25 protein-coding genes are annotated in these 25776 nt (G+C 63.3%); 4 read left to right on the plus strand and 21 right to left on the minus strand.

The window, feature by feature from the left end; all coding sequences use genetic code 11:
- Positions 1 to 4: 4 nt before the first annotated feature.
- The 3 genes from X739_RS158085 to X739_RS158075 are packed head-to-tail and all read right to left on the minus strand — an operon-like array spanning position 5 to position 2844.
- On the minus strand, positions 5 to 724 hold the full coding sequence (locus tag X739_RS158085; RefSeq protein ID WP_023770691.1) for a FadR/GntR family transcriptional regulator: 720 nt from the start codon (positions 722 to 724) through the stop codon (positions 5 to 7).
- Between the two features lie 2 nt (positions 725 to 726).
- Entirely contained in the window at positions 727 to 1896 is a 1170-nt protein-coding gene (locus X739_RS158080; RefSeq protein WP_023770690.1) for a mandelate racemase/muconate lactonizing enzyme family protein, read from the minus strand.
- 60 nt (positions 1897 to 1956) lie between these two features.
- Positions 1957 to 2844: a sugar phosphate isomerase/epimerase gene (locus X739_RS158075; protein WP_015315643.1), complete on the minus strand. Its 888-nt coding sequence runs from the start codon at positions 2842 to 2844 to the stop codon at positions 1957 to 1959.
- Positions 2845 to 3243: 399 nt separating this feature from the next.
- Between X739_RS158075 and X739_RS158070 the strand changes: the two genes are divergently transcribed.
- From X739_RS158070 to X739_RS158060, 3 genes are all read left to right on the plus strand, one after another.
- Entirely contained in the window at positions 3244 to 4299 is a 1056-nt protein-coding gene (locus tag X739_RS158070) for a sugar phosphate isomerase/epimerase (RefSeq protein ID WP_023770689.1), read from the plus strand.
- Between the two features lie 54 nt (positions 4300 to 4353).
- Positions 4354 to 5541 (plus strand): Gfo/Idh/MocA family oxidoreductase, encoded by a 1188-nt coding sequence (locus X739_RS158065; protein WP_023770688.1) that lies wholly within the window; start codon positions 4354 to 4356, stop codon positions 5539 to 5541.
- Between the two features lie 64 nt (positions 5542 to 5605).
- Positions 5606 to 6457 carry a sugar phosphate isomerase/epimerase gene (locus tag X739_RS158060; RefSeq protein WP_023770687.1) on the plus strand — a complete coding sequence of 284 codons (852 nt, stop codon included), beginning with the start codon at positions 5606 to 5608 and terminating at the stop codon, positions 6455 to 6457.
- 77 nt (positions 6458 to 6534) lie between these two features.
- Here the strand turns inward: X739_RS158060 and phnE (X739_RS158055) are convergent, their stop codons facing one another.
- The 12 genes from phnE (X739_RS158055) to phnG all read right to left on the minus strand — a co-directional run bounded on the left by phnE (X739_RS158055) (position 6535) and on the right by phnG (position 17117).
- Entirely contained in the window at positions 6535 to 7893 is a 1359-nt protein-coding gene (gene phnE / locus X739_RS158055) for a phosphonate ABC transporter, permease protein PhnE (protein WP_245273795.1), read from the minus strand.
- Between the two features lie 68 nt (positions 7894 to 7961).
- Complete coding sequence (phnE, locus tag X739_RS158050) at positions 7962 to 8918, minus strand: phosphonate ABC transporter, permease protein PhnE (RefSeq protein WP_023770685.1); 957 nt, start codon at positions 8916 to 8918, stop codon at positions 7962 to 7964.
- A gap of 56 nt (positions 8919 to 8974) precedes the next feature.
- The gene (gene phnD / locus X739_RS158045; protein WP_023770684.1) at positions 8975 to 9883 is read right to left on the minus strand and encodes a phosphonate ABC transporter substrate-binding protein; all 909 of its coding nucleotides are present in this window, start codon (positions 9881 to 9883) and stop codon (positions 8975 to 8977) included.
- Between the two features lie 112 nt (positions 9884 to 9995).
- Positions 9996 to 10853 (minus strand): phosphonate ABC transporter ATP-binding protein, encoded by an 858-nt coding sequence (gene phnC / locus X739_RS158040; protein WP_023770683.1) that lies wholly within the window; start codon positions 10851 to 10853, stop codon positions 9996 to 9998.
- Between the two features lie 210 nt (positions 10854 to 11063).
- Positions 11064 to 11774, minus strand: coding sequence for a DUF1868 domain-containing protein (locus X739_RS158035; protein WP_023770682.1), 711 nt, complete (start codon positions 11772 to 11774; stop codon positions 11064 to 11066).
- An 86-nt stretch (positions 11775 to 11860) separates the two neighbouring features.
- Entirely contained in the window at positions 11861 to 12499 is a 639-nt protein-coding gene (locus tag X739_RS158030) for a DapH/DapD/GlmU-related protein (protein ID WP_023770681.1), read from the minus strand.
- Positions 12496 to 13203 carry a phosphonate C-P lyase system protein PhnL gene (gene phnL, locus X739_RS158025; protein WP_023770680.1) on the minus strand — a complete coding sequence of 236 codons (708 nt, stop codon included), beginning with the start codon at positions 13201 to 13203 and terminating at the stop codon, positions 12496 to 12498. Before phnL ends, X739_RS158030 begins: the two co-directional genes overlap by 4 nt.
- Positions 13204 to 13249: 46 nt before the next feature.
- The gene (gene phnK, locus X739_RS158020) at positions 13250 to 14026 is read right to left on the minus strand and encodes a phosphonate C-P lyase system protein PhnK (RefSeq protein ID WP_015315654.1); all 777 of its coding nucleotides are present in this window, start codon (positions 14024 to 14026) and stop codon (positions 13250 to 13252) included.
- Positions 14023 to 14934 carry an alpha-D-ribose 1-methylphosphonate 5-phosphate C-P-lyase PhnJ gene (locus X739_RS158015; RefSeq protein ID WP_023770679.1) on the minus strand — a complete coding sequence of 304 codons (912 nt, stop codon included), beginning with the start codon at positions 14932 to 14934 and terminating at the stop codon, positions 14023 to 14025. The genes phnK and X739_RS158015 overlap by 4 nt, the downstream gene beginning before the upstream one ends.
- A complete protein-coding gene (locus tag X739_RS158010; protein WP_023770678.1) occupies positions 14931 to 16043 on the minus strand; it encodes a carbon-phosphorus lyase complex subunit PhnI in 1113 nt (370 codons plus the stop codon). Before X739_RS158010 ends, X739_RS158015 begins: the two co-directional genes overlap by 4 nt.
- 1 nt (position 16044) lies before the next feature.
- The gene (gene phnH, locus X739_RS158005; RefSeq protein ID WP_023770677.1) at positions 16045 to 16656 is read right to left on the minus strand and encodes a phosphonate C-P lyase system protein PhnH; all 612 of its coding nucleotides are present in this window, start codon (positions 16654 to 16656) and stop codon (positions 16045 to 16047) included.
- The gene (phnG, locus tag X739_RS158000; RefSeq protein ID WP_023770676.1) at positions 16656 to 17117 is read right to left on the minus strand and encodes a phosphonate C-P lyase system protein PhnG; all 462 of its coding nucleotides are present in this window, start codon (positions 17115 to 17117) and stop codon (positions 16656 to 16658) included. The genes phnH and phnG overlap by 1 nt, the downstream gene beginning before the upstream one ends.
- Positions 17118 to 17236: 119 nt before the next feature.
- On the opposite strand from phnG, the gene phnF reads away from it, so the two are divergent.
- Positions 17237 to 17986 carry a phosphonate metabolism transcriptional regulator PhnF gene (gene phnF / locus X739_RS157995; RefSeq protein WP_023770675.1) on the plus strand — a complete coding sequence of 250 codons (750 nt, stop codon included), beginning with the start codon at positions 17237 to 17239 and terminating at the stop codon, positions 17984 to 17986.
- A 7-nt stretch (positions 17987 to 17993) separates the two neighbouring features.
- On the opposite strand, the gene X739_RS157990 is transcribed toward phnF, so the two are convergent.
- The 6 genes from X739_RS157990 to X739_RS157965 all read right to left on the minus strand — a co-directional run bounded on the left by X739_RS157990 (position 17994) and on the right by X739_RS157965 (position 25628).
- Positions 17994 to 19010, minus strand: coding sequence for a zinc-binding alcohol dehydrogenase family protein (locus tag X739_RS157990; protein WP_023770674.1), 1017 nt, complete (start codon positions 19008 to 19010; stop codon positions 17994 to 17996).
- A 64-nt stretch (positions 19011 to 19074) separates the two neighbouring features.
- A complete protein-coding gene (locus X739_RS157985; protein WP_023770673.1) occupies positions 19075 to 20040 on the minus strand; it encodes an ABC transporter permease in 966 nt (321 codons plus the stop codon).
- The gene (locus tag X739_RS157980; RefSeq protein WP_023770672.1) at positions 20037 to 21590 is read right to left on the minus strand and encodes a sugar ABC transporter ATP-binding protein; all 1554 of its coding nucleotides are present in this window, start codon (positions 21588 to 21590) and stop codon (positions 20037 to 20039) included. The genes X739_RS157985 and X739_RS157980 overlap by 4 nt, the downstream gene beginning before the upstream one ends.
- Before the next feature lie 149 nt (positions 21591 to 21739).
- A complete protein-coding gene (locus X739_RS157975) occupies positions 21740 to 22732 on the minus strand; it encodes an ABC transporter substrate-binding protein (RefSeq protein WP_023770671.1) in 993 nt (330 codons plus the stop codon).
- Positions 22733 to 23062: 330 nt separating this feature from the next.
- Entirely contained in the window at positions 23063 to 24061 is a 999-nt protein-coding gene (locus tag X739_RS157970) for an aldo/keto reductase (RefSeq protein WP_023770670.1), read from the minus strand.
- 61 nt (positions 24062 to 24122) lie between these two features.
- Entirely contained in the window at positions 24123 to 25628 is a 1506-nt protein-coding gene (locus X739_RS157965) for an altronate dehydratase family protein (RefSeq protein ID WP_015315665.1), read from the minus strand.
- Between the last annotated feature and the right edge of the window lie 148 nt (positions 25629 to 25776).

Genomic DNA, 25776 nt, shown 5'->3' on the forward strand with positions numbered 1-25776 from the left:
ACGGTCAGGCCCTTTCGAGTGCCGCGCCCGCGGGCGAAGCCGCCATGCCGCCCTCGATCAATCCCTTCCAATAGCTTTCCGCGCCTTGCAGATGGGCGCTCATCAGCGCCTGGGCGAGATTGCCGTCGCGGCGCAGCAGCGCCTCGTAGATCTGCACGTGCTCGGCGTGCGAGCGCACGCTGCGTTCGGGATCGTTGAAGTAGATCGGCAGGCGCTGCTCGCCCATCAGATAGTAGACGCTGCAGATATTGTGGAAGACGCTGTTCTTGGTGGCGCGCACGATCTCGAGGTGAAACTCGCGGTCCTCCTTGGCCAGACCTTCGCCAGCGGCGATGCGGTCTTCCGACGCTTTGAGGATTTCGCGCAGGCGCTCGAAATTCTCCTCGGTGGCGCGCGAGCAGGCAAGCTCGGCGGCCTTGATCTCATGGATCTTGCGCAACTCGACCGTCTCATAGATCTGCAAGGGATCAAGCGGCAGGCCGGCCCGTGCGAACAGCGCCAGCGCCTCGACGCTGGCCTGCTTGGTGTCGATGTAGATGCCTGACTTGGCGCGGCGCTCGACGATGCGCATTGCCTCGAGAATGGCGAGCGCTTCGCGGATCTGGCCGCGGCTGACGCCGAAATGCTCGGCCAATTCGCGTTCCGACGGCGTGCGGCCGCTCTCCTTGTCCGAATGGGAGAACAGATAGGCGGCGAGTTCCGCGAGAAGGTTCTTTTCTTTCATCGTCAATTGCGTTGCGCGTGCGCCTCCAGGAATCGCTCCGAAACGGTGAATCCCAATCCGGGCTTTTCCGGGATCGCTATCATACCGTCCTTGGCTTCGACAGTCTCTTCGACCAGATCGTGGATCATCGGGTTGGCGCCGAGCGAATACTCGACGGTGAAACTCGAAGGCGACGCGGCGCAGACATGCAGCCCGGCGAAGAAGCAGGGCGCGCCGGCCCACAGATGCGGTGCAAAGCGCAAATTGAAGGCGCTGGCGATGGTGCCGATCTTCATCGCTTCGCTGATGCCGCCGCAGAAGGCCGGGTCCGGCTGGAAGATGTCGGCGGCCTTGAGCACGGCGAGATCGCGGAAGGCATAGCGTGTCGCCTCGCTTTCGCCGGTGGCGATCGGAACGGCGCCGGAGGCGCGCACTTCGGCCATGCCTGCCTTGTCGTCGGCGATAACAGGCTCCTCGAACCAGGCGAGATCGAGGTCTTTGACGAGATGGATGAAGCGTTTGGCTTCCGCTACCGTGTAGGTGCCATGGGCGTCGACCATCAGCTCGACGTCGGGGCCGAGGGCCTGGCGTGCGGCGCGCACGCGGGCAGCGGAAACGTGTGCCGCCCCATCCATGGCGCCCACCCGCATCTTCAACGCCTTGAAGCCGCCTTTGGCGATGTAGGATTGCAATTGCTCGCCGATGGCATCGGCGGAGGCCCAGCCGCCCGAGGCATAGGCCTGCATGCGATCGACCTTGCGGCCGCCGAGAAGCCGCCAGACCGGTTGGCCCAGCGACTTGCCCAGGATGTCCCAGAGCGCGATGTCGACCGCGCTTATGGCGGCGACGCTCATCCCACGCCGCGCCAGTTGCGGCATGGCGTGGCCGGCATGGGCGGCACTTTGGTGGCGCACACCGTTGTAGAGCATCTCCCAGATGATGCCGATGTCGGCCGGGTCGCGGCCGATCAGCTGCGGCCCGACCTCGTGGTTCAGCATGTGGACGAGTGCGCCGTAGCTGCCGGCGCTGCCGGCTGCGTTCTTGCCTTCGCCCCAGCCGACCAGCCCGTCATCGGTTTCGACGCGCAGGATGGCGGCGTCGAAGGTCGTCACCTGGCCGAAGTCGCTGCGATGCTGCTTCGCGGCTTCGATCGGCACGCGGACCCACCAGGCCTGGACTGTCTTGATGCGCATGTTTTTCCCCAGCCCTGCCGCCGGTCGGGGCGGAAGGGCAAATTTCCCAGCGGCGGTCGACTACTTGATCAGCGGCAGCAGCGTTTCGGCGGTGATGCGCATCTGGTCGGTGTAGAATTTCTCGGTGAGCACGCTGGAGCCATGGTCCTGGATGAACTTCAGCTGCTCGGGCGAGATATCGACCGGGTGACGCTCGACCATGTCGGGATAGGGTGCTGCCGGCGTACGATCGACCGGGGCGACGAACTCATTGGTCAGTGCGCCGTCGTAGCCGACTTCTTTCAACGTGGCGACGATCCTTGGCCAGTCGATCTGGCCCAGGCCGGCGGCAAAGCGGTTGTTGTCGGCGACATGGAAGTCGAACAGACGCTTTCCGACCTGGCGGATAGCGTCATGCACGTTAAATTCCTCCATGTGGATGTGGTAGGCGTCGAGGCAGACGCCGCATTCTGGGCTGACCGCGTCAGCCAGCGCCAGGGCCTGGGCGCCGCGATTGAACAGATAGGTTTCGAAGCGGTTGAGCGGTTCGACGGCGATCTTGACGCCGACCTTCTTGGCATGAGTGAAGCATTCGCGGGTCGCGTCGACCACCCACTTCCATTCCTCTTCCTCGGTGCCGTCCGGGACCACCTTGCCGACTGTCGCCGGAACCAGCGTGATGATCTCGCCGTCGAGCTCGCCGACCATCGTCAGCACATCCTTGACGTACTGCACGGAGCGTTCGCGCTGGCCCTGGTCCCTGGCGGCGAGGTTGCGTTCACCCAGCATCAAGGTCACCGCGCCCCAGCAGCGAATGCCATGCTCCTTCAGCAACGCCCGCGTCTCCTTGGTCTTGTACTGCGCTGGCTCGCCGGAAATCTCGATCGACTCATAGCCGAATTTCTTGATGCGCTTCAGCGTCGTCTCAAGCGGTTCCGCGCGCATCCAGTTGTGCGTCGAAAGATGCATGGTCTGTCCTTCCCAGATTCGTCCGTATGGTTTGCCTGCGACATGCATCGCCGCAAGACGACGCAAGGGTTCCTCCCCAAGGCATCCCCAGCCTTTTCCTGCAAACTGGTTAGACCAATTGGGCCTGAAATGAGGTCTACAGCAAATTCCTCAAGACGGCAACAACTGTGGAAGCGCGACTTTCATGGTGAATTAGTTTGTTGATTACATTGCGATATGTGCCGTTATTTCGCGCTTTGGGAGTGCCTTTTCGGCGCATTCCAAGGCTTGACCAGATTGCCTTATTTGGTCATACCAGAATGACGGTGTCGGCAGAGCGTCCGACGCGATAAGACCAAAGTGACTGGCCCGGCTTTTATCAGGCGCTATGCTTGGTCATGACAAACAAGGAGGATGCCGATGCCGACGACAATGAAGGGCCCTGGGCTGTTTCTGGCGCAGTTCGCGGGCGATGCCGCACCGTTCAATTCGCTGGCGTCGATCACCAAATGGGCCGCCGGTCTCGGCTACAAGGGCGTGCAGATCCCGACCTGGGACGCGCGCCTGTTCGACCTCAAGAAGGCGGCGTCTTCCAAGGGCTATTGCGATGAGGTGAAGGGCATCTGCACTGACGCCGGGGTCGAGATCACCGAATTGTCGACGCATCTGCAGGGGCAATTGGTGGCGGTGCATCCGGCCTATGACGCCCAGATGGATGGGTTCGCGCCGCCGTCGGTGCACAACAACCCGAAGGCGAGACAGGAATGGGCTGTCGAACAGATGAAGTTCGGTGCCAAGGCATCGCGCAATCTCGGGCTGAATGTCTCGGTGTCGTTCACCGGCTCGCTGGCTTTCCCCTACCTCTATCCCTTTCCGCAGCGGCCCGCCGGACTGATCGAGGAAGCCTTCGGCGAACTCGGCAAACGCTGGAAGCCGATCCTCGACGCCTATGAAGACAATGGTGTCGATGTCGGCTACGAAATCCATCCTTCGGAGGACGTGTTCGACGGGGCGACCTTCGAGATGTTCCTCGACGCGGTCGGCGGCCACAAGCGCTGCAACATCAATTACGACCCTTCGCATTTCCTGCTGCAGCAACTCGATTATCTCGAATTCATCGACATCTATCACGAGCGGATCAAGGCGTTCCACGTCAAGGACGCCGAGTTCAATCCGACTGGACGGCAGGGCGTGTACTCCGGTTACCAGAGCTGGACGAACCGCGCCGGCCGGTTCCGTTCGCTCGGCGATGGGCAAGTGGATTTCGGCGGCATCTTCTCCAAGCTTACCCAGTACAACTACGATTCCTGGGCGGTGCTGGAGTGGGAATGCTGCTTGAAGCATCCGGAGGATGGTGCCGCCGAAGGGGCGCCCTTCATCCAGCACCACATCATCCGGGTGACGGAGAAGGCATTCGACGATTTCGCCGCCGGCACCACGGACAAGAAGCTGCTGCGCGCCATGATGGGAATTTGACACGGCTTTCCCTCCTCCCTCGGGGGAGGGGTATCTCACACGAGGGAGAAGAACATGGTTGGTGCATCGAAGTCGGAAACGGGAGGCGGCCCGATCCGCTACGGCATGGTCGGCGGCGGGCAGGGCGCATTCATCGGCGCGGTGCACCGGATCGCGGCGCGCATGGACAATGATTTCGTGCTGGTCGCCGGCGCCCTGTCTGCTGATCCGGCACGCGCGAAAGCCTCGGCCGCCGAACTCGGGCTCGATCCCTCACGCAGCTATGCGTCCTACGCCGAAATGGCCAAGGCCGAGGCGAAGCGCTCGGATGGCATCGAGGCGGTGGCCATCGTCACTCCCAACAACGTGCATGTGCCGGCGGCCAAGGCCTTCCTGGAAGCAGGCATCCACGTGATCTGCGACAAGCCGCTGGCAACGACCCTGGCCGAGGCGAAAAAGCTTGCGGCGATCGTCGAAAAGACCGGCAAGGTGTTCGTGCTCACCCACAACTACACCGCCTATCCGATGGTGCGGCAGGCGCGTGAAATGGTCGCCAAGGGCGTGCTCGGCGACATCCGCATCGTGCAGTCGGAATATCCGCAAGACTGGCTGACCGAGGACCTCGCCGCCACCGGCCAAAAGCAGGCGGCGTGGCGTTCAGACCCCAAGCAGGCGGGCGCCGGCGGTGCGCTCGGGGATATCGGCACCCATGCCTACAATCTCGCCCGCTTCGTCTCCGGGCTCGAACTCGACTCCCTGTCGGCCGATCTCGACGCCTTCGTACCGGGCAGGCTGCTCGACGACAATGTCAACGTCATGCTGCGTTTCAAACCGACGGGAAAAACGCATCCGGCCAAGGGCATGATCTGGGCGAGCCAGGTGGCGCCCGGTCATGAGAACGGCCTGAAGCTGCGCATCTATGGTTCGAAGGGCGGGCTGGAATGGGTGCAAGCCGATCCCAACTATCTCTGGTACACGCCGTTCGGCCAGCCGAAGCAGTTGATCACCCGCAACGGCGCCGGCGCGCTGCCGGTGGCGGGCCGCGTCAGCCGCGTACCGTCAGGCCATCCCGAGGGCTACCTCGAAGGCTTCGCCAACATCTACCAGGAGGCCGCACGCGCGATCCGCGCGGCACGCAAGAAGGGTGGCAAGCCGGCAAAGGATGTCGTCTTCCCGACCATCCAGGACGGCGTCGAGGGCATGGCCTTCATCGAGGCCTGCGTGAAGTCGTCGAAGAAGAATGGGGCCTGGACCAAGCTGTAAGAGGCGCCGAGCAACGAAGGGGCGGGAACAACCAGCCGGTTGTCAACATTGGGGGAGGGCGTCGATGAAGATCGGCATGTGCATGTTCTTGTGGACGACGGCGGTATCGAAGAAGCACGAGCCGCTGCTTCGCGACATCAAGGCAACCGGCTTCGACGGTGTCGAAATCCCAATCTTCGCCGGCACGTCGGACGACTACAGGAAACTGGGCGAATTGCTCGACCGTATCGGGCTGGAGCGGACCGCCGTATCAGCCATGGGCGATCCGGGGATGAACCTGATTTCTGCCGATGCTGCAACGCGCAAGGCCGGTATCGACTACATGAAATGGGCCATCGATTGCGCCGATGCGCTTGGCGCCCGCACGCTGAGCGGACCGCTGCATTCGACGCTCGGCGCTTTTTCCGGGTCCGGACCGACCGCCGCCGAAAAGAAGCGCTCGATCGCCTCGCAGCGTGCCATCGGCGACCATGCCGGCAAGCGCAACGTCACCATCGGGCTGGAGGCGCTGAACCGCTTCGAATGCTATCTTCTCAACACCATGGCAGACCTATCGGAGCATATCGATGCCATCGACCGGCCGCACATCAAGGCAATGTACGACACGTTCCACGCCAATATCGAGGAAGCGGACCCGATCGGCGCCTATACGAAGCATCGCGGCAATGTCGTGCATATCCACATATCGGAGAACGATCGCGGCGTGCCCGGGCGTGGCAACATTCCGTGGAAGGAGACCTTTTCCGCCATCCGCAAGAGCGGTTATGACAACTGGCTGACGATCGAAGCGTTCGGCCGCTCGCTGAAGGATCTGGCGGCGGCGACCAAGGTGTGGCGGGATTTTTCCGAGACGCCGGAAGCCGTCTATCGTGACGGGTACAGGCATATCAAGAACGGCTGGAGGAACGCGGGATAAGAAGCCGATCTCGCTGCGTCAGCGATCCTTCGCGCCCCCGCTATCCCGCCGGCCTCTAGTAAGTTTTACATCACAAGCTATCCCTGCTGGGCCTGGATTCTATTGTAGTCGTGGATCGTCCGGCTCAGCCGGCGGCGCAGGAAGTTGGATATGTTGTCGAAAATGAAGACGACGAGCAGGATCAGCAGCACCATGTAGAAGACGTTGGCCCAGTTGGAATTGGTACGCATCGCTTCCCACAGTTTCAGGCCGATGCCGCCGGCGCCGACGGCGCCGATGATGGTGGCGCCGCGGGTGTTGGATTCCCACTGGTAGAGCGTCTGGCTGATGAAGACCGGGATCACTTCGGGCATCACGCCGTAGCGCTGCACCAAGATGCCGTTGGCGCCGGTCGAGAGCACGCCTTCGCGCGGCTTGTCGTCGATGTTCTCCAGGCCTTCCGAATAGACTTTGCCGAGGGTGCCGATCTCGGTGAAGAAAATCGCTGCACTTCCCGCCAGGGGGCCGGGGCCAAAGGCGCGGGTGAAGAACAGCGCCCAGATCAGCATGTCGACCGAGCGCATGAAGTCGAAGAAGCGCTTGAGCACCTGGCTGAGCATGCCACTCGGCGTAATGTTGCGCGCCGCGAAGAAGGCAAGGGGGAAGGCGACGATGCCGCCGAGCAGCGTGCCGAGGAAGGCCATGACAATGGTCTGCAGGAGCTTCGTCCAGACGTCGCCGTGCTGCCACTGGGCGTTGTTCCAGATGTTGTCGCCGGCAAGAGCAAGGTTGGTGGTACCTGGTTTCAGCTCCGGTCCCGAGATGATCAGCGAGATCACTTCCCGCGCTGATTTGCCAAAGAAGGGCGAGCGCGTGTCGAAGACGAAGTTCGCCCAGCCGAGGAAGCGCTTGCGCACCTTGACGCGGTCGACAGTGACGCGCACCTCGCCGACGAAGCCCATCTTGGCCACCACCTCGTCGTCATGGGCGGTGATCCAGTCCGGTACCGCGTCCGTGACCACCGGCTTGCCGCTGGTCAGCGAAACAGACACGGTCTGGCCGTTGGCGACGATTGTCGCCTGCGTCTTGTCGAAGGTGACGGATTTTGCCGGACCGTCGATCAGCACGGTGAAGGTGCCGTCTGGATTCCTGACCACCCAGTCGGGATTCGGGTTGTCGCCCAGCGCGGAAAAGCGCGGGTATTTGGGCGTGATCTCCGGCTGGTCGAGACGGAATTCCGGCTGCAGATCGTAGCTGATCCATTGCGTCAGGAAGAGCGGCAGGCGCTCCCAGTGCGATTCCCGCAGGACCTGCGGCAGGCTGAAGAACCACAAGGCATAGATCAGATAGAGGAGCGTACCGACGAACAGAAGGAGCGGACCGAAGCGCTTGTATGCCGGGCGCCGGAACACCTGCGGGTGTCGGGCCTCGATCGACAGCATCTCCTCGGCGGTCATGGTCGTTTGTCCTTCCATTTGGCCATGACCTCTTCCGAAGACCGAATGCCACTTTTCGGGGTCATGGCCTAAGCCCCCATCATAAAGGCTTGTTCGCCGACCAGCTTGCGCCGAAGCCAGGCGGAAAACTGGTCGATGATGAAGATGGTGGTGAACAGGAGCAGCACCAAAGCCAGCGTCTTGGCGCCGAAGCCGCGTGAGATGGAAAGCTTCAGCTCCTCGCCGATGCCACCGCCGCCCACGGCGCCGATGATGGTCGAGACGCGGACGTTGATCTCCACGCGCAGCAGCGTGTACGACATGAAGTTGGGCAACACCTGCGGCAGGCCGGCAAAGCGAACCCGCTCGAACCAGTTGGCGCCGACCGCGCGCAGGCCTTCCTCGGCTCGCATGTCGATGTTCTCGTTGATCTCGTAGAACAGCTTGCCGAGCGCGCCGATGGAATGCAGGCCGATGGCGATGACGGCGGCGATCGGACCGGTCGAGACGATGGCCGCGAACAGGCCGGCGATGACGATTTCGGGAAAGGCGCGCAGCAATTCCATGAAGCGCTTGACCACCAGCCTCAGTGCCGGATGGGGTGTCAGGTTGCGCGCCGCGGTGAAGGAAAATGGCACCGCGAAGACAAAGCCGATGAAGGTCGAGACCAGCGCGACGTTGACGGTGGTCAGCATCAGTTCGAAATATTCGGGGATGTAGAAATCGCCCCAGACGTGGACGCGGCCAAGCGGGAAGTTGAATTCCTGGGTGCCGGTGTCGTGCGGCGAGGCGATATCGAACAGAGCCCGCCAGACGTCGTTCCAGTCCTTGGGGACCAGCCAGCTCAGGAAATCCAGAATATGCGGCAGCCGGTCGAAGAAGTGCCCGGCGTTGGCTTCGTCGGCGAACCACATGCTGGCGAACATGGCGGCGAGCAGCAGGCCGACGCCGAGCACGGTATAGAACCGGCGCAGCGACGTCTGGCGTCGCCAGGCAGCGGCCATCTGGTGGGTGTCGCCGGAGGGGGCTGTCACGGAAAGGGTCATGATGGGAGATGCAAAAAGGGCGGTACTTCAGGTACCGCCCTTTTGCAATTTCGCCGTTAGCCGCCGATAGCTGCCTTACGGGCTTCGACGATGACGCTGTAGAAGTCCGGCTTCACCGGAACATAGCCGGTAAAATCGCCACCCTCGACGCCTTCGAAGCAAGCCTTGTCCTTCTTGGGCAGATCGGTGAAGAAGGTGGTCAGCTTGGCGGTCATGTCGTCGCCGATCGCGGTGCGCACGACAAGCGGGCCGTTCGGGATCAGGCCCGAGCGCCAGACTTCGACGAAGTCGTTGGGGTCGACGGCGCCCTTGGCGACTTCCTTGTGGAATGTGCCGGAGGTGTAGCCGTTCTTGAAGTCGCCGATGCCCGAGGAATCGTCGACCGCGACGTCGACCTTGCCGTCACGCACGGCCAGGACGTTGTTTTCGTGGCCGCCATTGAACTGGGTCGAAGCGAAGAAGGTTTCATTCGAGGCACCGGTGTCCTTCGGAATCTGGGTCAGCGGGATCAGATAGCCGGAGGTCGAATCCGGATCGGCATAGCCGAGCCTCTTGCCCTTGGCCGACTTGATGTCGGTGATCCCCGACGTCTTCAGCGCCAGCCCGATCGAATAGTAGCCGGTGGAGCCGTCGGTCTGCTTGGTGGTGAGGATCGGGGTAACCGCCTTCGGATCCTTGAGATAGACGCTGGCGTAGCCGGAAGCGCCGAGTTCGGCGAAGTCGAGCGTCCCGCCGAGCAGGCCCTGGATGACGCCGTCATAGTCGGCGGCGGGGAACAGCGAGACCTTCTCGAAGCCAAACTCTGCCTTCAGGTGATCGGCCAGGCACTGGTAGTTGCGCAGCCGGTCGGTTTCGTTTTCACCGCCGAGAATGCCGACGCGAAATTCTTTCATGTCGGCGGCATGGGCCATGCTGGTGGCCATGGCGAGCACCGAAACGGCGCTGAAAACCATCTTCCTGAACATCTGTTATCTCTCCTGTAGGTTCCGGCCCCGCGCCGGCAGCGTTCTTGATCTTGACAAGTGCCCTTGACGCGGGCGGACGATCCAGGCTGCTCACTTTTGGCCCGTAATGGGCTCAGTATCCCGGGAATGCGGGTTCGAGCGGTCCGGCGGATGCGGCGATCTTCTGCTTGAAGGCAACACTGGTGGAGGTGATGACCTCCGATATCTCGCCGCCATTGCTGTCGGCGCCATAGACAAGACGCACGGCTTGGCGGTCGAGCTCTTCGGGCGGGCCGTCGAAGACGACCTTGCCGGCGGCCATGCCAATGATGCGGTTGCAATAGGTGCGGGCGGTATCGAGCGTATGCAGATTGGTGACAACGGTGATGCCTTCGCGCAGGTTGATGTCCTGCAGCGAATCCATCACCACCTTGGCGTTGAGCGGGTCGAGCGAGGCGATCGGCTCGTCGGCGAGGATCACCCTGGGCTGCTGCATCATGGCGCGGGCGATTGCGACGCGCTGCTGCTGGCCGCCCGACAGCGTACCGGCGGGCTGAAGTGCGGTGCGGGCGATGTCGAGCCGCTCGAGCGCGGCGACCGCCTCGGCGCACTCGGCGCGCGAAAACATGCCTAGAAGATTGGACAGGGTCGAACGGTGGTTCAGTTTGCCGAGCAGCACGTTGGTCAGCACGTCGAGGCGCGGCACCAGGTTGAACTGCTGGAAGATCATGGCGCAGTCGCGCTGCCAGCGCCGCAGCGGCGAGCCGCGCAGCTGGGAGACCTCGGCGCCGTCAAAAAAAATCGACCCCTGGCTGGGGTCGACAAGACGGTTGATCATGCGAAGAAGAGTTGACTTGCCGGCGCCCGAACGACCGATGACGCCGACCATCTGCCCCTGCGGGATCGAGATGCTGACGTCGCTGACGGCAGTGTTCTTGCCAAATCGTCGGCTGACGCCGCGGATTTCGAGTGTGGCAGAGCTTGCTGACATGGGCTGGTTCCAGTCCGGTCCATATTGATCGTCAGGCACTCGCCTAACGCAGCCACATGAACCTGCCGTGTCGCGATGATGTCAGTTTTGTTACGCTCCACAGGGGCGACGGCTGAAGCGCGTCGCGCTTCAGGTCTTTTGTTTTTATGCATGTCGTTCTCCCGACACCGAGGTCACTTTCGGCGACATGCATTGGCGCCTGGCGGGCGATCAGCCGAGCACCAGCAATTCCTCGAAATGCTTCATGTCGCGGAATGCGCAGAAGGCGGGAGCCTTGATCTCGATCACCGGCGCCTGGCGCGCGAAAAGCGCCAGGCAATCGTCAACCCGCGCCTGCCACGCGGCGGCTCCATCGTCATCAAGGCGCTGGATCTGATAGGCGAAGGTGATGTGGAAGACGTAGGTGTCGTGATCGGGATGGCGGTAGCCGAACGGCACCGCGAGCGCATCGCGCCATTGACGCATGATGCGCACATCCTCGTCCGTCGCGCCGGCGACGGTGAGGCCGGTCGGCACGATCTCGACCACCTTGATGTTGAATGGGCCGAAGCCCTCGAACCCTTTCAAGCGCCCCAGATAGAGGCGGGTCATGGCGTCGATGCTGGTGTCGAGCGGCACGTCCTGCGGCCAGTAAGGCAAGCGGCGGCGATATTCGATGATGCCCTGGAACAGCGTCATGTGCAGGCTGGAGACCGGCGTGAAGGCGAGGCGGTCGGCATCAGGCATCGCCAGCATCTTCTCGCGGACGGCCAACACCACCGCTTCCGAATGCGAGCCGCCGACTAGATGGCTGACGACGGTGTTGCCCGGCTCGAGGAGGAAGTTGCCTGAGGAATCGTAGCGCGTGCCAAGATGCGCCGGCGACGCCGGGTTGGAGCCGGCGAAGAATCCGGCGAGCGAGGGTTTGATGGTGTCGAGCATGGCGATCTCCTTGAAGGAGATCGCGTCCTGTCCGAGTCCTGTGTCAAGGATATGAACAAGCCGGCGATCTGGCGAAGATGTGAGGGCTATGCCCCTTTGCCCGATGCACTTTCCTCGTATTTCTCCAAAAATGCTTCGGCCGTCAGCTCCCGAAAATCGTCGAGCGCGGCGCGCAGCCTTGCGTGATCCCAGTCCCACCAGGCAAGCGCCTGGTAGCGCGCGGCGGTGCGGCGGTCGAAGCGCTCGCGGATCGGTTTTGCCGGTACCCCGGCGACGATGGTGTAGGGCGCGACGTCTTTCGAGACGACCGCTCCGGCGCCAACGGCGGCGCCGTCACCGATGGTGACGCCGGGCAGGACGGTCGAGCCGTGGCCGAGCCAGGTGTCGTGGCCGATGGTGACGCGCTTGGCGCGGCGCTCAGCGAAGAATTCACTCTCATGCTCGGCGTCGTCCCAATAGTCGGAGGCGCGATAGGTGAAGTGGTGGAGCGTCGGCCGCCAGGTCGGGTGGTTGGTGGCGTTGAGGCGCACGCTGGCGGCGATGTTGGCAAACTTGCCGATCGTCGCGCACCAGACCGCGCAGTCCTGCATCATGTAGGAATAGTCGCCGAGCTCGCTTTCCGAAACCCGGCTGCGGTCGGCGATCTCGGTCCAGCGGCCGAGTGTCGAGTTGTGCACCTCCGCCGTCGGGTGAACCAGCGGCGTCTCCGATAGCTTCCTGGTCATGCGGCGAGTTTTCCCGGAGCGAAGGCGGTGACGTCGATGATGCGGTCGGCCACCGCCTCGCGCACATCGTGATCGTGGAAGATGCCGAGCAGGGCAACGTCAGCCGCCTTCTTGGCGGCGATGAGTTCGATCACCACGTCGCGGTTCGTCGCGTCGAGCGATGCGGTCGGCTCGTCGAGCAGCAGGATGGGGTGCTCGGTGATGAAGCCGCGCGCGATGTTGACACGCTGCTGCTCGCCGCCCGAGAAGGTTGCCGGCGGCAGCATCCAGAGTTTTTCCGGGAGGTTGAGCTGGGCCAGCAACGCGCGTGCCTTGGCTCGGGCCGCCTCGCGCTCCTCGCCGCGTTCAACCAGTGGCTCGGCGACGACGTCGAGAGCCGAGACGCGCGGCACGGTGCGCAGGAACTGGCTGACATAGCCGATCGTCTGCCGGCGTACGGAAAGCACGGTGCGCGGGCTGGCATGGGCGAGGTCGATCAGTCCGTCCTCGTGCCTGACGATGATCTGGCCTTCGTCGACGGCGTAGTTGCCGTAGAGCATCTTCAGGATCGAGCTCTTGCCGGCGCCGGACGGGCCGCCGAGCACGGTGCATTCACCGGCCTTGATCGAGAACGAAACGCCGGTGACGACGGGCAGTTTGATGCCGTCGCGCAGATGCATGGTAAAGCTTTTGGCAACGTCGGAGACAACGAGTGGGGTCGGCATCAGAAGGTTCTCCAATCGTCGATGGTCGGCCGGACACGCGCCATCATCACACCTGCAAAATCGAGGAAACGAGCAATTGCGTGTAGGGCGCGCGCGGGTCGTCGAGGACGCGGTCGGTGAGGCCGCTTTCGACGACGCGGCCGTCCTTCATCACCATCATGCGCTGTGACAGAAGCCGCGCCACGGCGAGGTCGTGGGTGACGACGATCGCGGCCAGGCCAAGGTCGGTGACCAGCCCGCGCAACAGGTCGAGCAGGCGTGCCTGCACCGAGACATCAAGGCCACCGGTAGGCTCATCCATGAACACCAGCCTTGGCCCGGTGACGAGATTGCGGGCGATCTGCAGCCGCTGACGCATGCCGCCGGAAAAGGCGCGCGGTTCGTCGTCGATGCGGTCTTCCTCGATCTCGACGCGTGATAGCCAGTCGACCGCCGTGGCGCGGATCTTGCCGTAGTGGCGGTCGCCGACCGCCATCAGCCGTTCACCGACATTGGCGCCGGCCGACACCGTCATGCGCAGGCCATCGGCCGGGTTCTGGTGGACAAAGCCCCAGTCGGTGCGCATCAGGAAGCGGCGCTCGGCCTCGCTCATGCGGTAGAGCTCGCGGAACTGGCCATCGCGCATGCGGTAGCTGGCGGTGCCCGACGAAGGCAAAAGCCGTGTCGACAGGCAGTTGAGCAGTGTCGTCTTGCCGGAACCGGATTCACCGACGACAGCCAGGACTTCGCCGGGCCACAGGTCGAAGGAGACATTGTCGCAGCCAACGCGCGAGCCATAGAATTTGGAGAGCGCCGAGACGCGCAGCAGCGGTTCGTCGGTCATTGGGCCGGCTCCATTTTTCCCGCGGCAAGATCGGTTTCGGGGGCAAGGTGGCCGCGATGGCCGTCGGCGCGCCGCTTCTCGCAATAATCGGTGTCGGAGCAGACGAACATGTGGCCGCCATGGTCGTCGAGGATGACCTCGTCGAGATAGACATTCTCGGCCGCGCACAGCGCGCAGGGCTGATCGAAAGTCTGCACCTCGAACGGATGGTCCTCGAAGTCGAGGCTGACGACATCGGTGAAGGGCGGCACCGCATAGATGCGCTTTTCGCGGCCGGCGCCGAACAGCTGCAGGGCCGGCGAGCGGTGCATCTTGGGATTGTCGAATTTCGGCGTCGGCGACGGGTCCATGACATAACGGCCCTCGACCTTGACCGGATAGGCATAAGTGGTGGCGATGCGGCCGTGCTTGGCGATATCCTCATAGAGCTTCACATGCATGAGGCCGTATTCCTCCAACGCATGCATTTTCCGCGTTTCGGTCTCGCGCGGCTCGAGGAAGCGCAGCGGTTCGGGGATCGGTACCTGGTAGACCAGCACCTGGCCCGCGGTCAGCGGATGCTCGGGAATGCGGTGGCGTGTCTGGATGATGGTGGCGCTGGCGGTATCGGTGGTGACCGCGACATTGGCGACCTTCTTGAAGAACGCACGGATAGACACGGCGTTGGTGGTGTCGTCGGCGCCCTGGTCGATGACCTTCAGCACATCGTCGGGGCCGATGATCGACGCGGTGACCTGCACGCCGCCAGTGCCCCAGCCATAAGGCATCGGCATTTCGCGCGAGGCGAACGGCACCTGATAGCCGGGGATGGCGATGCCCTTGAGGATCGCCCGGCGGATCATCCTTTTGGTCTGCTCGTCGAGATAGGCGAAGTTGTAGGTGGCGATGTCTGTCGGTTGCGCAGTCATTCCGCTGCCTCCTTTTTTTCTTCCGCCTTCGCTGGATTTTCGCGAGCTTCGTACTCGGCGCGGATGCGGCGCACGAGGTCGAGTTCGGCCTGGAAGTCGACATAGTGCGGCAGCTTCAGATGCTCGACGAAGCCGGTCGCCTGGACATTGTCGGAATGCGAGATGACGAATTCCTCGTCCTGGGCGGCGGCGACGATGTCCTCGCCGAGTTCTGAGGCACGCAGCGCCCGGTCGCAGAGCGCCATGGCCATCGCCTTGCGCTCGCTCTGGCCGAAGACGAGGCCGTAGCCGCGGGTGAATTGCGGCGGCGCCTTGGCCGAGCCCTTGAACTGGTTGACCATCTGGCATTCGGTGACGCGCACCGTGCCGAGCGGCACGGCGAAGGGCAGTTCGGGAACGTCGAGTTCCAGCTCGACCTCGCCGATGCGGATTTCGCCGACAAAGGGATGATTGCGGGCATAGCCGCGCTGGGTGGAATAGCCGAGCGCCAGCAGAAAACCCTCGTCGCCGCGCGACAGCGCCTGCAGGCGGATGTCACGCGCCATCGGGAATTCCAGCGGCTCGCGCGTGATGTCGCCGGGCACATGATCGCCAGGCATCTGGCCATCCGGTTCGATCAGGCCTTCACGGGCGAGGATCGCCGAGACGCGCGGCATCGCCTGCGCTTCCGTCTCGCGCCGCAAGGGCTCGGCGACATCGGCACCGGCGGCGAGCTCGGGGTCGAGCAGGCGGTGCGTGTAGTCGAAGGTCGGACCAAGCAACTGGCCACCGGGCAGGTCCTTGTAGGTCGCCGACACACGCCGCTCGACCAGCATGGTGCCGGTGTCGATCGGTCTGGAATAGCCGAAGCGCGGCAGCGTGGTGCGGTAGGCGCGCACCAGGAAAATCGCCTCGATCATGTCGCCGCGCGCCTGAACGATGGCCAGCGCGGCCAATTCCCTGTCATAGAGTGAGCCTTCGCTCATCACCCTGTCGACGCCGAGCGCCAGCTGTTCGACGATCTGGTCGAGGCGAAGTGCGGGCACCGAGCGGTCGCCGCGCCGGCGGTCGGCAAGCAGGCTGTGGGCGTTGGCAATGGCGGCTTCGCCACCTTTTACGGCGACATACATCTTACGCCTCCATCGTCTTGATACGCGTCGTGCGCGGCAGGCAGGCTATGCCGTCAGATGTGGCGAGGACGATGTCGACGCCGCGCGGAAAGCGCCTGATATTCTGCTTCCACTGCTCGACGAAATGGCGCGGCATCCGTGCCGGCGCGATCGTGGCGCTGGTTTCGATACCCGGGCCTTCCAGCAACAGCGGGGTCCCTGAAGTGAGATCGCCGACCTGCAGGATCAGCGTCGTCGATCGGTCGGGATAATCCTGCGTGCCCTGCGAAAAACCGTCGAGCGCCATCATCTCGGCCGGCGTGGCAACAAACGCGAAATGCGCGTCGGGCGGCGTGTTGGCCAGCGGCGCGCCCGTATGGAAACCAAGCCAGGACCCGATCGCGGCGGAGGCATGGAGGGCAGGGTCGAGCCAGAGCGGCGTGTCGTTGTCGCATAGCGCCAGTGCCACGGCGCCCGATGTCGCCGAGAGCGGAGCCGGTGGGCGGGCCAGGGCCGGCAAGGGCTGGAAGCTGCCCGGCCGCGCCATGGCATCCATGACGGCCCGAAACACGGTCTGAGCGTTGAAGACCGGATCGGCGAAACCGCCCTCGATCGATTGCGCAGCGATATCCATCAATCTTCTCCGCGAACCATGGTGAAGAAATCCACCTTCGTTGCCGCCGTCTCGGCGCGGCGTTTTTCGTGGGCAGCGGTGAGAGCCGAGCGTAAAGGCGTAATGAGCCTGGTCTCGACCTCGGTGCGGCGGGCAGGGTCCTGCCAGAGCGCGTCGGCTATTGCTCCCAGCTTCGCCTTCTGCTTGTCGCGGCCAAGCGCGTAGCAATGGCCGACCTGCCCGGATGGCAGCCGGACAGTGGCACGCGTGACGGTCGCCTCGCCGAAATTGAAGGGCGCGCCGCCGCCGCCGATGCGGCCACGCAGCGTGACCAGGCCCGTCTCGGGACCGCGCAGAAGTTCGGCTTGCGAAGGCAGGCCGGACTCGTTCCAGAGCCGGACGATGTCTTCGCCGCTCGATTGCGCCAACGTCGCCATGGCGGCCTTGCGCTCGGCCTGGTCGCGGGCTTCCTGTCCTCGCATCGCCAATTTCCTCTTCATTATATTTGTCTATTGATATAGACAACTATACAAATTATACCTAATACCTAGCGCGAGTCCATGACGGGTGGATGACATCTGACGGAAAGCGGGGGCAATCCATGAGCGAACGACAGCAAGCCGACAGCATCGAGCGACGCAGCGGCGTCTCACTGTGGCGCCAGATCGCCGACAGGATCCTGCAATCGATCGCTGCCGGCGATTTCGCCGAAAATGCCGCGCTGCCGCCGGAGGTGGCACTGGCCGAACACTATGGCGTCAACCGTCACACGGTGCGCAGCGCCATATCGGCGCTTGTGCAGGAAGCGGTGCTGCGGGCCGAGCAGGGACGCGGCACCTTCGTCCTGTCGCGCAAGCGGCTGTCATATCCGATTGGCGCGCGGACACGCTTTTCAACTGGCCTGCAGGGGCAGACGTCGGAACGGCACATCGTGCTGCTCGCTTCGTCGGTCGAGCCCGCCAGCCAGCGCGTGGCCGAAGGCCTTGGCCTTGCCAGGGGCGCCGAGGTGATCCGGTTGGAGACACGCGGCGAGGCTGACGGACGGCCGGTGTCGCGCGCCGCCGGATGGTTCGATGCCAGACGCTTTGTCGGGATCGACAAGGCGATGGCGCAAACCGGTTCTATCACCGCCTCGCTCGCACGTTTCGGTATCGACGATTATCTCAGGCAATCGACCGTGCTCTCGGCGCGCCATGCCGACGCCGCCGATCTCGCCGATCTCGACCTGCAGCCGGGCGCCATCGTCCTGGTCACGGTGGCGGTCAACGTCACGCCCGACGGCCAGCCAATCCAGTTTTCGGAGTCGCGTTTTCCGGCCGAGCGAGTGGAGTTGAAGCTGTCGGCGCTGTGACGCCTGGCTATCCGATCTCGATCACGGCCTTGATCAGGCCCGACTTTTCGTGGGCCCAGCGTGCGAGATCGCCTGGCGTATCGGCCAGCGTGGTGCGGTGGGTGACAAGCTTGGACAACGGCACGGCACCATTGCGGATCGAGGCCGCGACATGGTCGAAGTCGGCGCGCAACGCATTGCGGCTGCCGATCAATGTCATTTCTCGCTTGTGGAACTCGGGATCGGAAAAGGCAATGTCGTCCTTGACGACGCTGACCAGTACCAGCGCTCCGCCATGCGCGACGTGGGCGAAGGCCGATTGCACCGATCGCGTGTTGCCGGTGGCGTCGAAGACCACGTCGAAGCCTTCGCTGCCGGTCGCATCACGCACCAGATCGGACACGGGTGCTTGCGAGCCGTCGAGAATCGAAAAGCCGAGTTCACTCACCGCGAAGACCAGTCTTTCGGTGCTCATATCGAGAAGTGTCACATCCAACCCGGCAATGCGGGCGAAGATGGCGGTGCCGAGCCCGATCGGCCCGGCTCCGATGACCAGAGTGCGGGCGCCAGGCTCGGCCCGGGCGCGCCGGACGGCATGCGCCCCGATGGCCAGGAATTCGACGGCGGCGGCGTCGGCGAGCGACAGGCCGTTGGTGGGATAGAGATTCTCAGCCGGCACCAGGATCTGTTCGCACATGGCGCCGTCGCGGTGCACGCCGAGCACTTCGATCCTGACACAGCAATTGGGCTTGCCATGCCGGCAGGCGATGCATTTGCCGCAGGAAAGATAGGGGTTGACGATCACCGGTTCGCCAAGGGCGAGGTCGACGCCTTCGCCCCGCTCGATCACGGTGCCGGAGACTTCATGGCCCATGACGCGGGGATAGGCGAGGAAAGGGTGCTTACCCTCGAAGATATGGTAGTCGGTGCCGCAGATGCCGACATGACTGACCGCCACCAGAGCCCAGCCGGGAGGCGGGGCGCCGGGAGCCGGGTGGTCTTCGACAACAAGGTCGCCGGGCGAGCGGCAGACGACGGCTTTCATGCTTTGATCCAGTCTGTTCAAGAAATCGCCGGCCCGCGCCAGGCCGGCGATCGATTGGAATGCGTCATTTGCCGCGGCGGCGCAGTCCGTCGAAGTAGACGATGATGATGATCAGCGCGCCGGTGATGATGCGCTGCCAGAACGAGTTGACGTTGAGCAGGTTGGCGCCGTTGTTGATGGTGGCCAGGATGAAGGCGCCAAGCAGCGGCCCGTGCACGGAGCCGACCGCGCCGAACAGCGAGGTGCCGCCGATGACCGAAGAGGCGATCGCCTGCAACTCCCAGCCCTCGGCCTGGGTCGGGTTGCCGATGCCGATGCGGGCGGCGAGCAGCACGCCGACGAAGGCCGCGCACAGGCCGGAAAGCGTATAAGCCATGTAGATGGTGCGCTGGACATTGACGCCGGACAGGCGCGAGGCCTCGGCGTTGGATCCGACCGAAAAGAGATAGCGGCCCCAACGGCTGTGATGCAGGAAGACATAGGCGGGCACACCCACCAGGATCACCATCCAGAACAAATTGGGGATGCCGACAAAGGAATTGCGCGAGAAGGCGGTAAAGCTGTCGCTGTTGATGTTGATCGAGTTGCCGTTGGTCATCAAAAGGCCGATCCCGCGCAGCGAGGTCAGCGTCGCCAGCGTGATGATGAAGGGCGGCAAGCCCATCTTGACGATGCCGAAGCCATGGAAAAGGCCGATGGCGACACCGACGAGCAAGGTGATCAGGATGGCGACCGCGATCGGAACGCCGGCATTGATCAGCAGGGCGACGACGACGGTGGCGAAGCCGACCACCGCGCCGACCGACAGATCGATGCCGCCGGTGATGATGACGAAGGTCTGGCCGACCGCCATGATGGCGATCATCGAACCCTGCCGCAGAAGATTGGCGATGTTGTTGCCCGAGGCGAAGCTTGGCGTCGCCAGGGACAGGACGATCCAGAGCAGCACCAGCAGCGCCAGCAGCGTCAGCCCGAACAGGACGTTGTAGTTGCGCTTCGGTTTTTCGGCGGGGATCGCCTCGATGCTCATGTCTGTCCTCCCAGTTTTTCTTGTTTCTCGGCGAGCGCCTGCGTGAGAATGTCCTCGTGACTGGCGGTGTGGAACCCGTGCGTGGCCACCAGCTTGCCGCGCCGGAACACGTGCAGCGTGTCGGCCAGTTCGTAGACCTCCGGCAAATAGGACGATATCAGGACGATGCCGGCGCCCTTCGACAACAGTTCCCCGAACAGGCGATAGATCTCCGCCTTGGTGCCGACATCGACGCCGACCGTCGGCTCGTCGAAGATGAACAGCTTGGCGCCATGCGCCAGCCATTTGCCGATGACGATCTTCTGCTGGTTGCCGCCCGAAAGGCTTGACGCCAGCGCCCCGCGCGTCGGCGTCTTGATCCTGAGGCCGGCGATCTGACGGTCGGCCTCGGCCTTTTCTTTCGCGTTCGAGATCAACAGATTGCTGGAGATGCGCTTGTAGATCGGCAAATTGAGGTTGAGGCCGACCGGCAAATTGAGGCAGAGGCCCTGGTCGCGACGGCTTTCCGGCGCCAGCGCCATGCCGAGCTTGATGGCGTCGTGCTCGGAGTTGATCTGGACGTCCTTGCCTTCCCACAGGATCTGGCCGGCCGACTTCTTGTGACGTCCATAGAGAGAGGTGACGAACTCGCTGCGGCCGGCGCCGATCAGTCCATAGAGGCCGACGATCTCACCGGCACGCACCGTCATCGAGATGTTCTCGAAGCCTTTGCCGGACAGGTTCCTTGTTTCGACGATCGGAGCGCCAGGCGTGAAATGCTCCTTGTGGTAGACCTGTTCGATCGAGCGGTTGATCATCATCTTGACCAGCTCGGCATCATTGGTCTCTGCGATGTTGCGTGTGCCGACCAGCGTGCCGTCGCGCAGCACGGAAACCCGGTCGGCCAGTTCGAAGACCTCCTCCATGCGATGGCTGATGTAGATGATCGTCACCCCTTCACCCTTCAAGCGGCGGATCAGCGTGAAGAGCTGGTCGGCCTCCTTGCGGGTGAGGTAGGCCGTGGGTTCGTCGAAGATCAGGAATTTGGTGCCGCGCACCGTGGCGCGGGCAGCGGCGATCAGCTGTTGCTGGCCGATGGTGAGATCACCCAGCACGACATGCGCCGGCAGGTCGAAGCCGAGATCGTCGATAATCGTCTGCGCTTCCCTGACCATGGCGCGCTGCTGCAGGATGCCGAAACGGGAATTTTCCTCGCCGAGGAACATGTTGGCGGCAACCGTCAGGTGACGGCACAGCACGACTTCCTGGTGCACGGCATTGATGCCGAGCGCCATAGCTTCATGCGGCGTCGCCAGGGCTGCCGGCTGCCCTTCCCAGAGGACCTCGCCAGAGGTCCGCGGCATGACGCCGGTCAGGAGTTTGATGAGGGTCGATTTGCCGGCGCCGTTCTCGCCGACGATGGCGTGGATTTCGCCTGACTTGAAGGCGAGATTGACCGGCTTCAGCGCATGGGTGCCGGGGTAGCGTTTTTCCAGCCCGCGTAGTTCGAGGATGGTCCTGCCGGGTTCCAGCACGGGGGCCGGATGCAGTTCCTGCGCCGTCGGCGTCATGGCAATCCTCCCAGATTGGCCTCGCGGTTGGCATTCGGCGAGGCTGCGGTCGTCTTTCAGGCAAAGGCCAAACGGGCTGATCGCCAAGCCGCTTTGGCGGCGGATGCTTCCGGGGCCCTGGCCCCGGAAGCGGTTTTAACGCCGGCTGCTTAGAGCTTTGGATTGAGCAACGCGTCGATCTTGGGGTCCTTCATATTGGCCTTGGTCACCAGATTGGCGCCGGTGTCCACATTGGCCTCGACCTTCTCGCCCTTCGAGGCGGCAAGCGCGGTCTTGATGCCGTCATAGCCCATCCGGTAGGGATCCTGGACGACGAGGGCGGAAATGACGCCGTCGTTGAGGAACTTGATCAGCTTCTCGTCGCTGTCGAAGCCGACCAGCGCCAGCTTGCCGCCAAGGTTGTTTTCGGCGACGGCCTGGCCGACGCCCTGCGCCATGATCAGGTTGGAGGCGAAGATGCCCTTGAGGTTCGGATTGGCGGTGATCAGGTCGGTGGCGATGTTGAGCCCGGTGGTGGCCTGGCCGTCGGCGTATTTGTCGGCGACCAGCTTCAGGCCGGGATATTTTGCCTTGAGCTGCTCAGTGAAGCCCTGCTTGCGCTGTTCGAGCGAGCCGGCGCCGGGAGCGTTGGTGATCAGGGCGACGTCACCCTCGACCTTGCCGCCATTGGCGGCGCCGATAGCGGCGGCAAGGCCGTCCGCGGCGACGCGTCCGCCCTGCACGTTGTCGGTGGTCAGGAACGAGGTGAAGGCCTTGGAGTCGGCGCCGGAGTCGATGCCGATGACCTTGACCTTGGCGGCCGCTTCATCGATCGGCTTGCCCAACGCCTTGAATTCGGTGGGCGCGATCACGATCGCGGCGGGGTTGCTGGCGACGGCGTTCTCGAGGATCGAGACCTGGCCGTTGACGTCGGTCTCGGCCTGGGCGCCGAGTTCCGGCACGTTGATGCCGAGATCCTTGCCAGCCTTGCGGGCGCCGGCCAGAACGATCTGCCAGTAGAAGGACGTGGTGTCCTTGACGATGATCGGGATGGTCACATCCGCCGCCGAAACGGGTGCGGTATGCATGACGCCGGTGAGCATCGATGCTGCCGCCAGGGCCATGACGGCGCGGCGGTTGAGAATGCTGGTCACGAATTTCATAGGATCCTCCCTAAGTCGCCCGGTGAACGTTAACGGAAGCTCCGTCCGGATAGGCGTGGCCCAAACAGAACTTTATCAATAAAAAACAGTTGCACCGTTTTGATAGTGCATCGATCCAGCCGATGCAAGCGGTGTTTGAGCCGGTTCTTCCCGACAATGACTCCCCTGGCGGCGGCTTCTCCTTTGTCGCGGTCAGGCGCTCCCGTCTCCGTTCTGTGAAGCTATGGAATATTAATTCCATAAATCAGTCAATATGGAATGTTCATTCTTCTCCGGATCGCGACATCGTGAAGGCTGGTCGCGCCCCCGTGCACATCGCCAAGATGCGCTTCAATGCAGTTCCTGCACCACCGTATAGGAACGATACCTGGCATATTCCGTCTCCGGCACGTCGATATCGAGCAGCTCGAGGTTGCGCGTCAGGTTTGCCAATTTTGCGGTACCGGTCAGCACGGTGGCAACCGCGGGTTCGTGCAAAGGAAACTGGAACGCGGCGGCGGGCAGCGGGTAGCCCCCTTCACCGGCAATCTTTTCCATGGCATCGACACGGTCGAGAACATCGCGGCTGGCGGGCTGGTAGTCGAAATGCGCGCCCTGCACCGGCCCGGTCGCCAATATGCCCGAGTTGAAAACCCCGCCAATGACAAGCGAGGTCCGTTGCGCCCGGCATAGCGGCAGCAATTCGGCTTCCGCGCTGCGGTCGAGCAAGGAATAGCGGCTGGCGAGCAGGATGCAGTCGAGCGGCGCGCGGCGCATCACGTCGAGGCAGATCTCGACTTCATTGACGCCGAGCCCGTAGGCGGAAATCGTGCCGGCCCGCTTCAGTTCCTCGAGCGCCTTGAGGCCGCCGTCCATAAACTGGCGAAAATGCAATTTGGTTTTCTCGACCCCATGCGTGTAAACGCCGATATCGTGGACAAACAGGATGTCTATCCTGTTTAGCCCAAGGCGCGCATAGCTGAACTCGACCGAGCGCATGATGCCGTCATAGGAATAGTCGTAGTCCAGCGCGAAGGGCAGCGGATCGACGTAGGAGTGGTCTGGCACCTGATCTTCGGGCACCGGGTGGAGCAGGCGGCCGACCTTGGTCGACAGCACATAGGAGTCACGCGGCTTGTAGCGCAGGAAATCGCCGAAGCGCCGTTCCGACAGGCCGAAACCGTAGAAGGGCGCGGTGTCGAAATAGCGCAGGCCCGCCTCCCAGGCGCCCTGCAGCGTTTCCATCGCCGCTTCGCGCGAACACGCCCGGTAGAGGCCGCCGATCGCGGCGCCGCCGAAACTGACTTCGGTGACCTCCAACGCGGTCTGGCCGATGCGGCGTTTTTCCATGCGCAACCTCCCTATCCCGGCCACCTGTCCGGCCGGGCAGTCTATCGGATATCAATCGAAATCAGAGCGTCGCGCCGAGATGCCAGGGCACGAATTCGTTGTCCCCGTAGCCAAAATCCTCGCTCTTGGTCTTGCGACCCGAAGCCGTCTCGACGATCAGTTCGAAGATCTCGCGGCCCATGCCGGCAATGGTCTTTTCGCCGGAGGCGATGACGCCGCAATTGACGTCCATGTCCTCCTCCATCTGGTGATACATGGTCGAGTTGGTGGCGACCTTGATCGAGGGGGTCGGCCGGCAGCCGAAGCAGGAGCCGCGGCCGGTGGTGAAGACGATGACATTGGCGCCGCCCGCGACCTGACCGGTGGCAGAGACCGGGTCGTAGCCGGGCGTGTCCATGAACACCAGCCCATTGCCGGTGACCTTCTCGGCGTAGCCGAAGACGCCGTTGAGCGGCGTCTGGCCGCCCTTGGCGACCGCGCCCAGCGACTTTTCCAGGATGGTGGTGAGGCCGCCGCGCTTGTTGCCGGGCGACGGATTGTTGTCGATCGAGGCGCCATGCTTGGCGACGTGATCCTCCCACCATTTCACGTAACCATCGAGCTTCTTGGCGACCTCGGGGCTTGCGGCGCGATAGGCGAGCAGGTGCTCGGCGCCATAGATTTCCGTCGTCTCGGAGAGGATGCCGATGCCGCCGACGCCAGCGAGGATGTCGACGGCCGCACCCAGCGCCGGATTGGCCGTGATACCCGACATGCCATCGGAGCCGCCGCATTGCAGGCCGACGACGATTTCGCTGACGGGGATCGGCTCGCGCTTCAACTGGCCGACTTCCTCGGCGATCTCGGCCAGCACGCCCATCGCCTTTTCGACCGATTTGCGCGACCCGCCGGCATCCTGGATGTTGAAGTGGCGCTTGCCGGCGGCGGCACCCTTCTGGCCGTAAAGCGTGAGCTGGTTGACCTCGCAGCCGAGCCCGACCATCAGCACGCCGCCGAAATTCGGGTGGCGGGCATAGCCGGCAAGCGTGCGGTGCAGCACCATCATGCCGTCGCCGGTGCCGCTCATGCCGCAGCCCTGGCCGTGGACGATGGGCACGAAGCCATCGATCCCGGGATATTTCGGCAAAAGGGTCCGGTTAGCGGTATCGGCGATCGAATGGCAGACGGTGGCCGAGCAATTGACGCTGGCGATGATGCCGATGAAGTTACGGGTGCCGGCGCGGCCATCGGCGCGGCGATAGCCCATGAATGTCCGGGCGCGGTCGGCCTCCGTCGCATGCTCGGCCTCGCTTGGCGGCACCACGGGGAGGCGGCCGGCCTCGAAAACCAGATTGTGCGAATGGACATGTTCGCCCGGCGCGATGTCCTGTGTGGCGCGACCGATCGCCTGAGCGTATTTGACCACGGCTTCACCCGCGGCAATCGGCTTGATCGCCACCTTGTGGCCGGGCTCGATGACGGTGGCCGCGAGCGCGCCGCCCGGCAGCGCGGTGCCGATTTCGATGCGGCCATTGGCAACGGCGACATTGTCGGCGGGGGACAGAAGAATGGTATTCGAGACGTTCACGGGCGGTTTCCTGGGTGATCCTGGGATGCGCGGATTGACACGCGCCTGTTAAGAGTTAATGTCTTTTATCGTGAAAAAACAGTTTTGCGTCAATCGTTTTTTCACGGCGGTTCCGCCCTGGGTAAGTGGTGGCACTGTAGACGATGGA

This window comes from Mesorhizobium sp. LNHC209A00 (assembly GCF_000502915.1).
Lineage (GTDB): Bacteria > Pseudomonadota > Alphaproteobacteria > Rhizobiales > Rhizobiaceae > Mesorhizobium.

What these genes read in the sequence shown, in the direction of transcription:
- X739_RS158035 (WP_023770682.1), bottom strand. Translation starts at nt 11,774, where the DNA reads ATGCTCGACACCATCAAACCCTCGCTCGCCGGATTCTTCGCCGGCTCC.
- phnC (WP_023770683.1), bottom strand. Translation starts at nt 10,853, where the DNA reads ATGTCAGCAAGCTCTGCCACACTCGAAATCCGCGGCGTCAGCCGACGA.
- phnG (WP_023770676.1), bottom strand. Translation starts at nt 17,117, where the DNA reads ATGCGAGGACAGGAAGCCCGCGACCAGGCCGAGCGCAAGGCCGCCATG.
- phnH (WP_023770677.1), bottom strand. Translation starts at nt 16,656, where the DNA reads ATGGATATCGCTGCGCAATCGATCGAGGGCGGTTTCGCCGATCCGGTC.
- X739_RS157975 (WP_023770671.1), bottom strand. Translation starts at nt 22,732, where the DNA reads ATGAAATTCGTGACCAGCATTCTCAACCGCCGCGCCGTCATGGCCCTG.
- phnE (WP_245273795.1), bottom strand. Translation starts at nt 7,893, where the DNA reads ATGACCGCCGAGGAGATGCTGTCGATCGAGGCCCGACACCCGCAGGTG.
- phnD (WP_023770684.1), bottom strand. Translation starts at nt 9,883, where the DNA reads ATGTTCAGGAAGATGGTTTTCAGCGCCGTTTCGGTGCTCGCCATGGCC.
- X739_RS158065 (WP_023770688.1), top strand. Translation starts at nt 4,354, where the DNA reads ATGGTTGGTGCATCGAAGTCGGAAACGGGAGGCGGCCCGATCCGCTAC.
- X739_RS157985 (WP_023770673.1), bottom strand. Translation starts at nt 20,040, where the DNA reads ATGAGCATCGAGGCGATCCCCGCCGAAAAACCGAAGCGCAACTACAAC.
- phnL (WP_023770680.1), bottom strand. Translation starts at nt 13,203, where the DNA reads ATGCCGACCCCACTCGTTGTCTCCGACGTTGCCAAAAGCTTTACCATG.
- X739_RS158085 (WP_023770691.1), bottom strand. Translation starts at nt 724, where the DNA reads ATGAAAGAAAAGAACCTTCTCGCGGAACTCGCCGCCTATCTGTTCTCC.
- phnE (WP_023770685.1), bottom strand. Translation starts at nt 8,918, where the DNA reads ATGACCCTTTCCGTGACAGCCCCCTCCGGCGACACCCACCAGATGGCC.
- phnF (WP_023770675.1), top strand. Translation starts at nt 17,237, where the DNA reads ATGAGCGAACGACAGCAAGCCGACAGCATCGAGCGACGCAGCGGCGTC.
- X739_RS158075 (WP_015315643.1), bottom strand. Translation starts at nt 2,844, where the DNA reads ATGCATCTTTCGACGCACAACTGGATGCGCGCGGAACCGCTTGAGACG.
- phnK (WP_015315654.1), bottom strand. Translation starts at nt 14,026, where the DNA reads ATGACCGACGAACCGCTGCTGCGCGTCTCGGCGCTCTCCAAATTCTAT.
- X739_RS157980 (WP_023770672.1), bottom strand. Translation starts at nt 21,590, where the DNA reads ATGACGCCGACGGCGCAGGAACTGCATCCGGCCCCCGTGCTGGAACCC.
- X739_RS157990 (WP_023770674.1), bottom strand. Translation starts at nt 19,010, where the DNA reads ATGAAAGCCGTCGTCTGCCGCTCGCCCGGCGACCTTGTTGTCGAAGAC.
- X739_RS158030 (WP_023770681.1), bottom strand. Translation starts at nt 12,499, where the DNA reads ATGACCAGGAAGCTATCGGAGACGCCGCTGGTTCACCCGACGGCGGAG.
- X739_RS157970 (WP_023770670.1), bottom strand. Translation starts at nt 24,061, where the DNA reads ATGGAAAAACGCCGCATCGGCCAGACCGCGTTGGAGGTCACCGAAGTC.
- X739_RS158015 (WP_023770679.1), bottom strand. Translation starts at nt 14,934, where the DNA reads ATGACTGCGCAACCGACAGACATCGCCACCTACAACTTCGCCTATCTC.
- X739_RS158010 (WP_023770678.1), bottom strand. Translation starts at nt 16,043, where the DNA reads ATGTATGTCGCCGTAAAAGGTGGCGAAGCCGCCATTGCCAACGCCCAC.
- X739_RS158070 (WP_023770689.1), top strand. Translation starts at nt 3,244, where the DNA reads ATGCCGACGACAATGAAGGGCCCTGGGCTGTTTCTGGCGCAGTTCGCG.
- X739_RS158080 (WP_023770690.1), bottom strand. Translation starts at nt 1,896, where the DNA reads ATGCGCATCAAGACAGTCCAGGCCTGGTGGGTCCGCGTGCCGATCGAA.
- X739_RS158060 (WP_023770687.1), top strand. Translation starts at nt 5,606, where the DNA reads ATGAAGATCGGCATGTGCATGTTCTTGTGGACGACGGCGGTATCGAAG.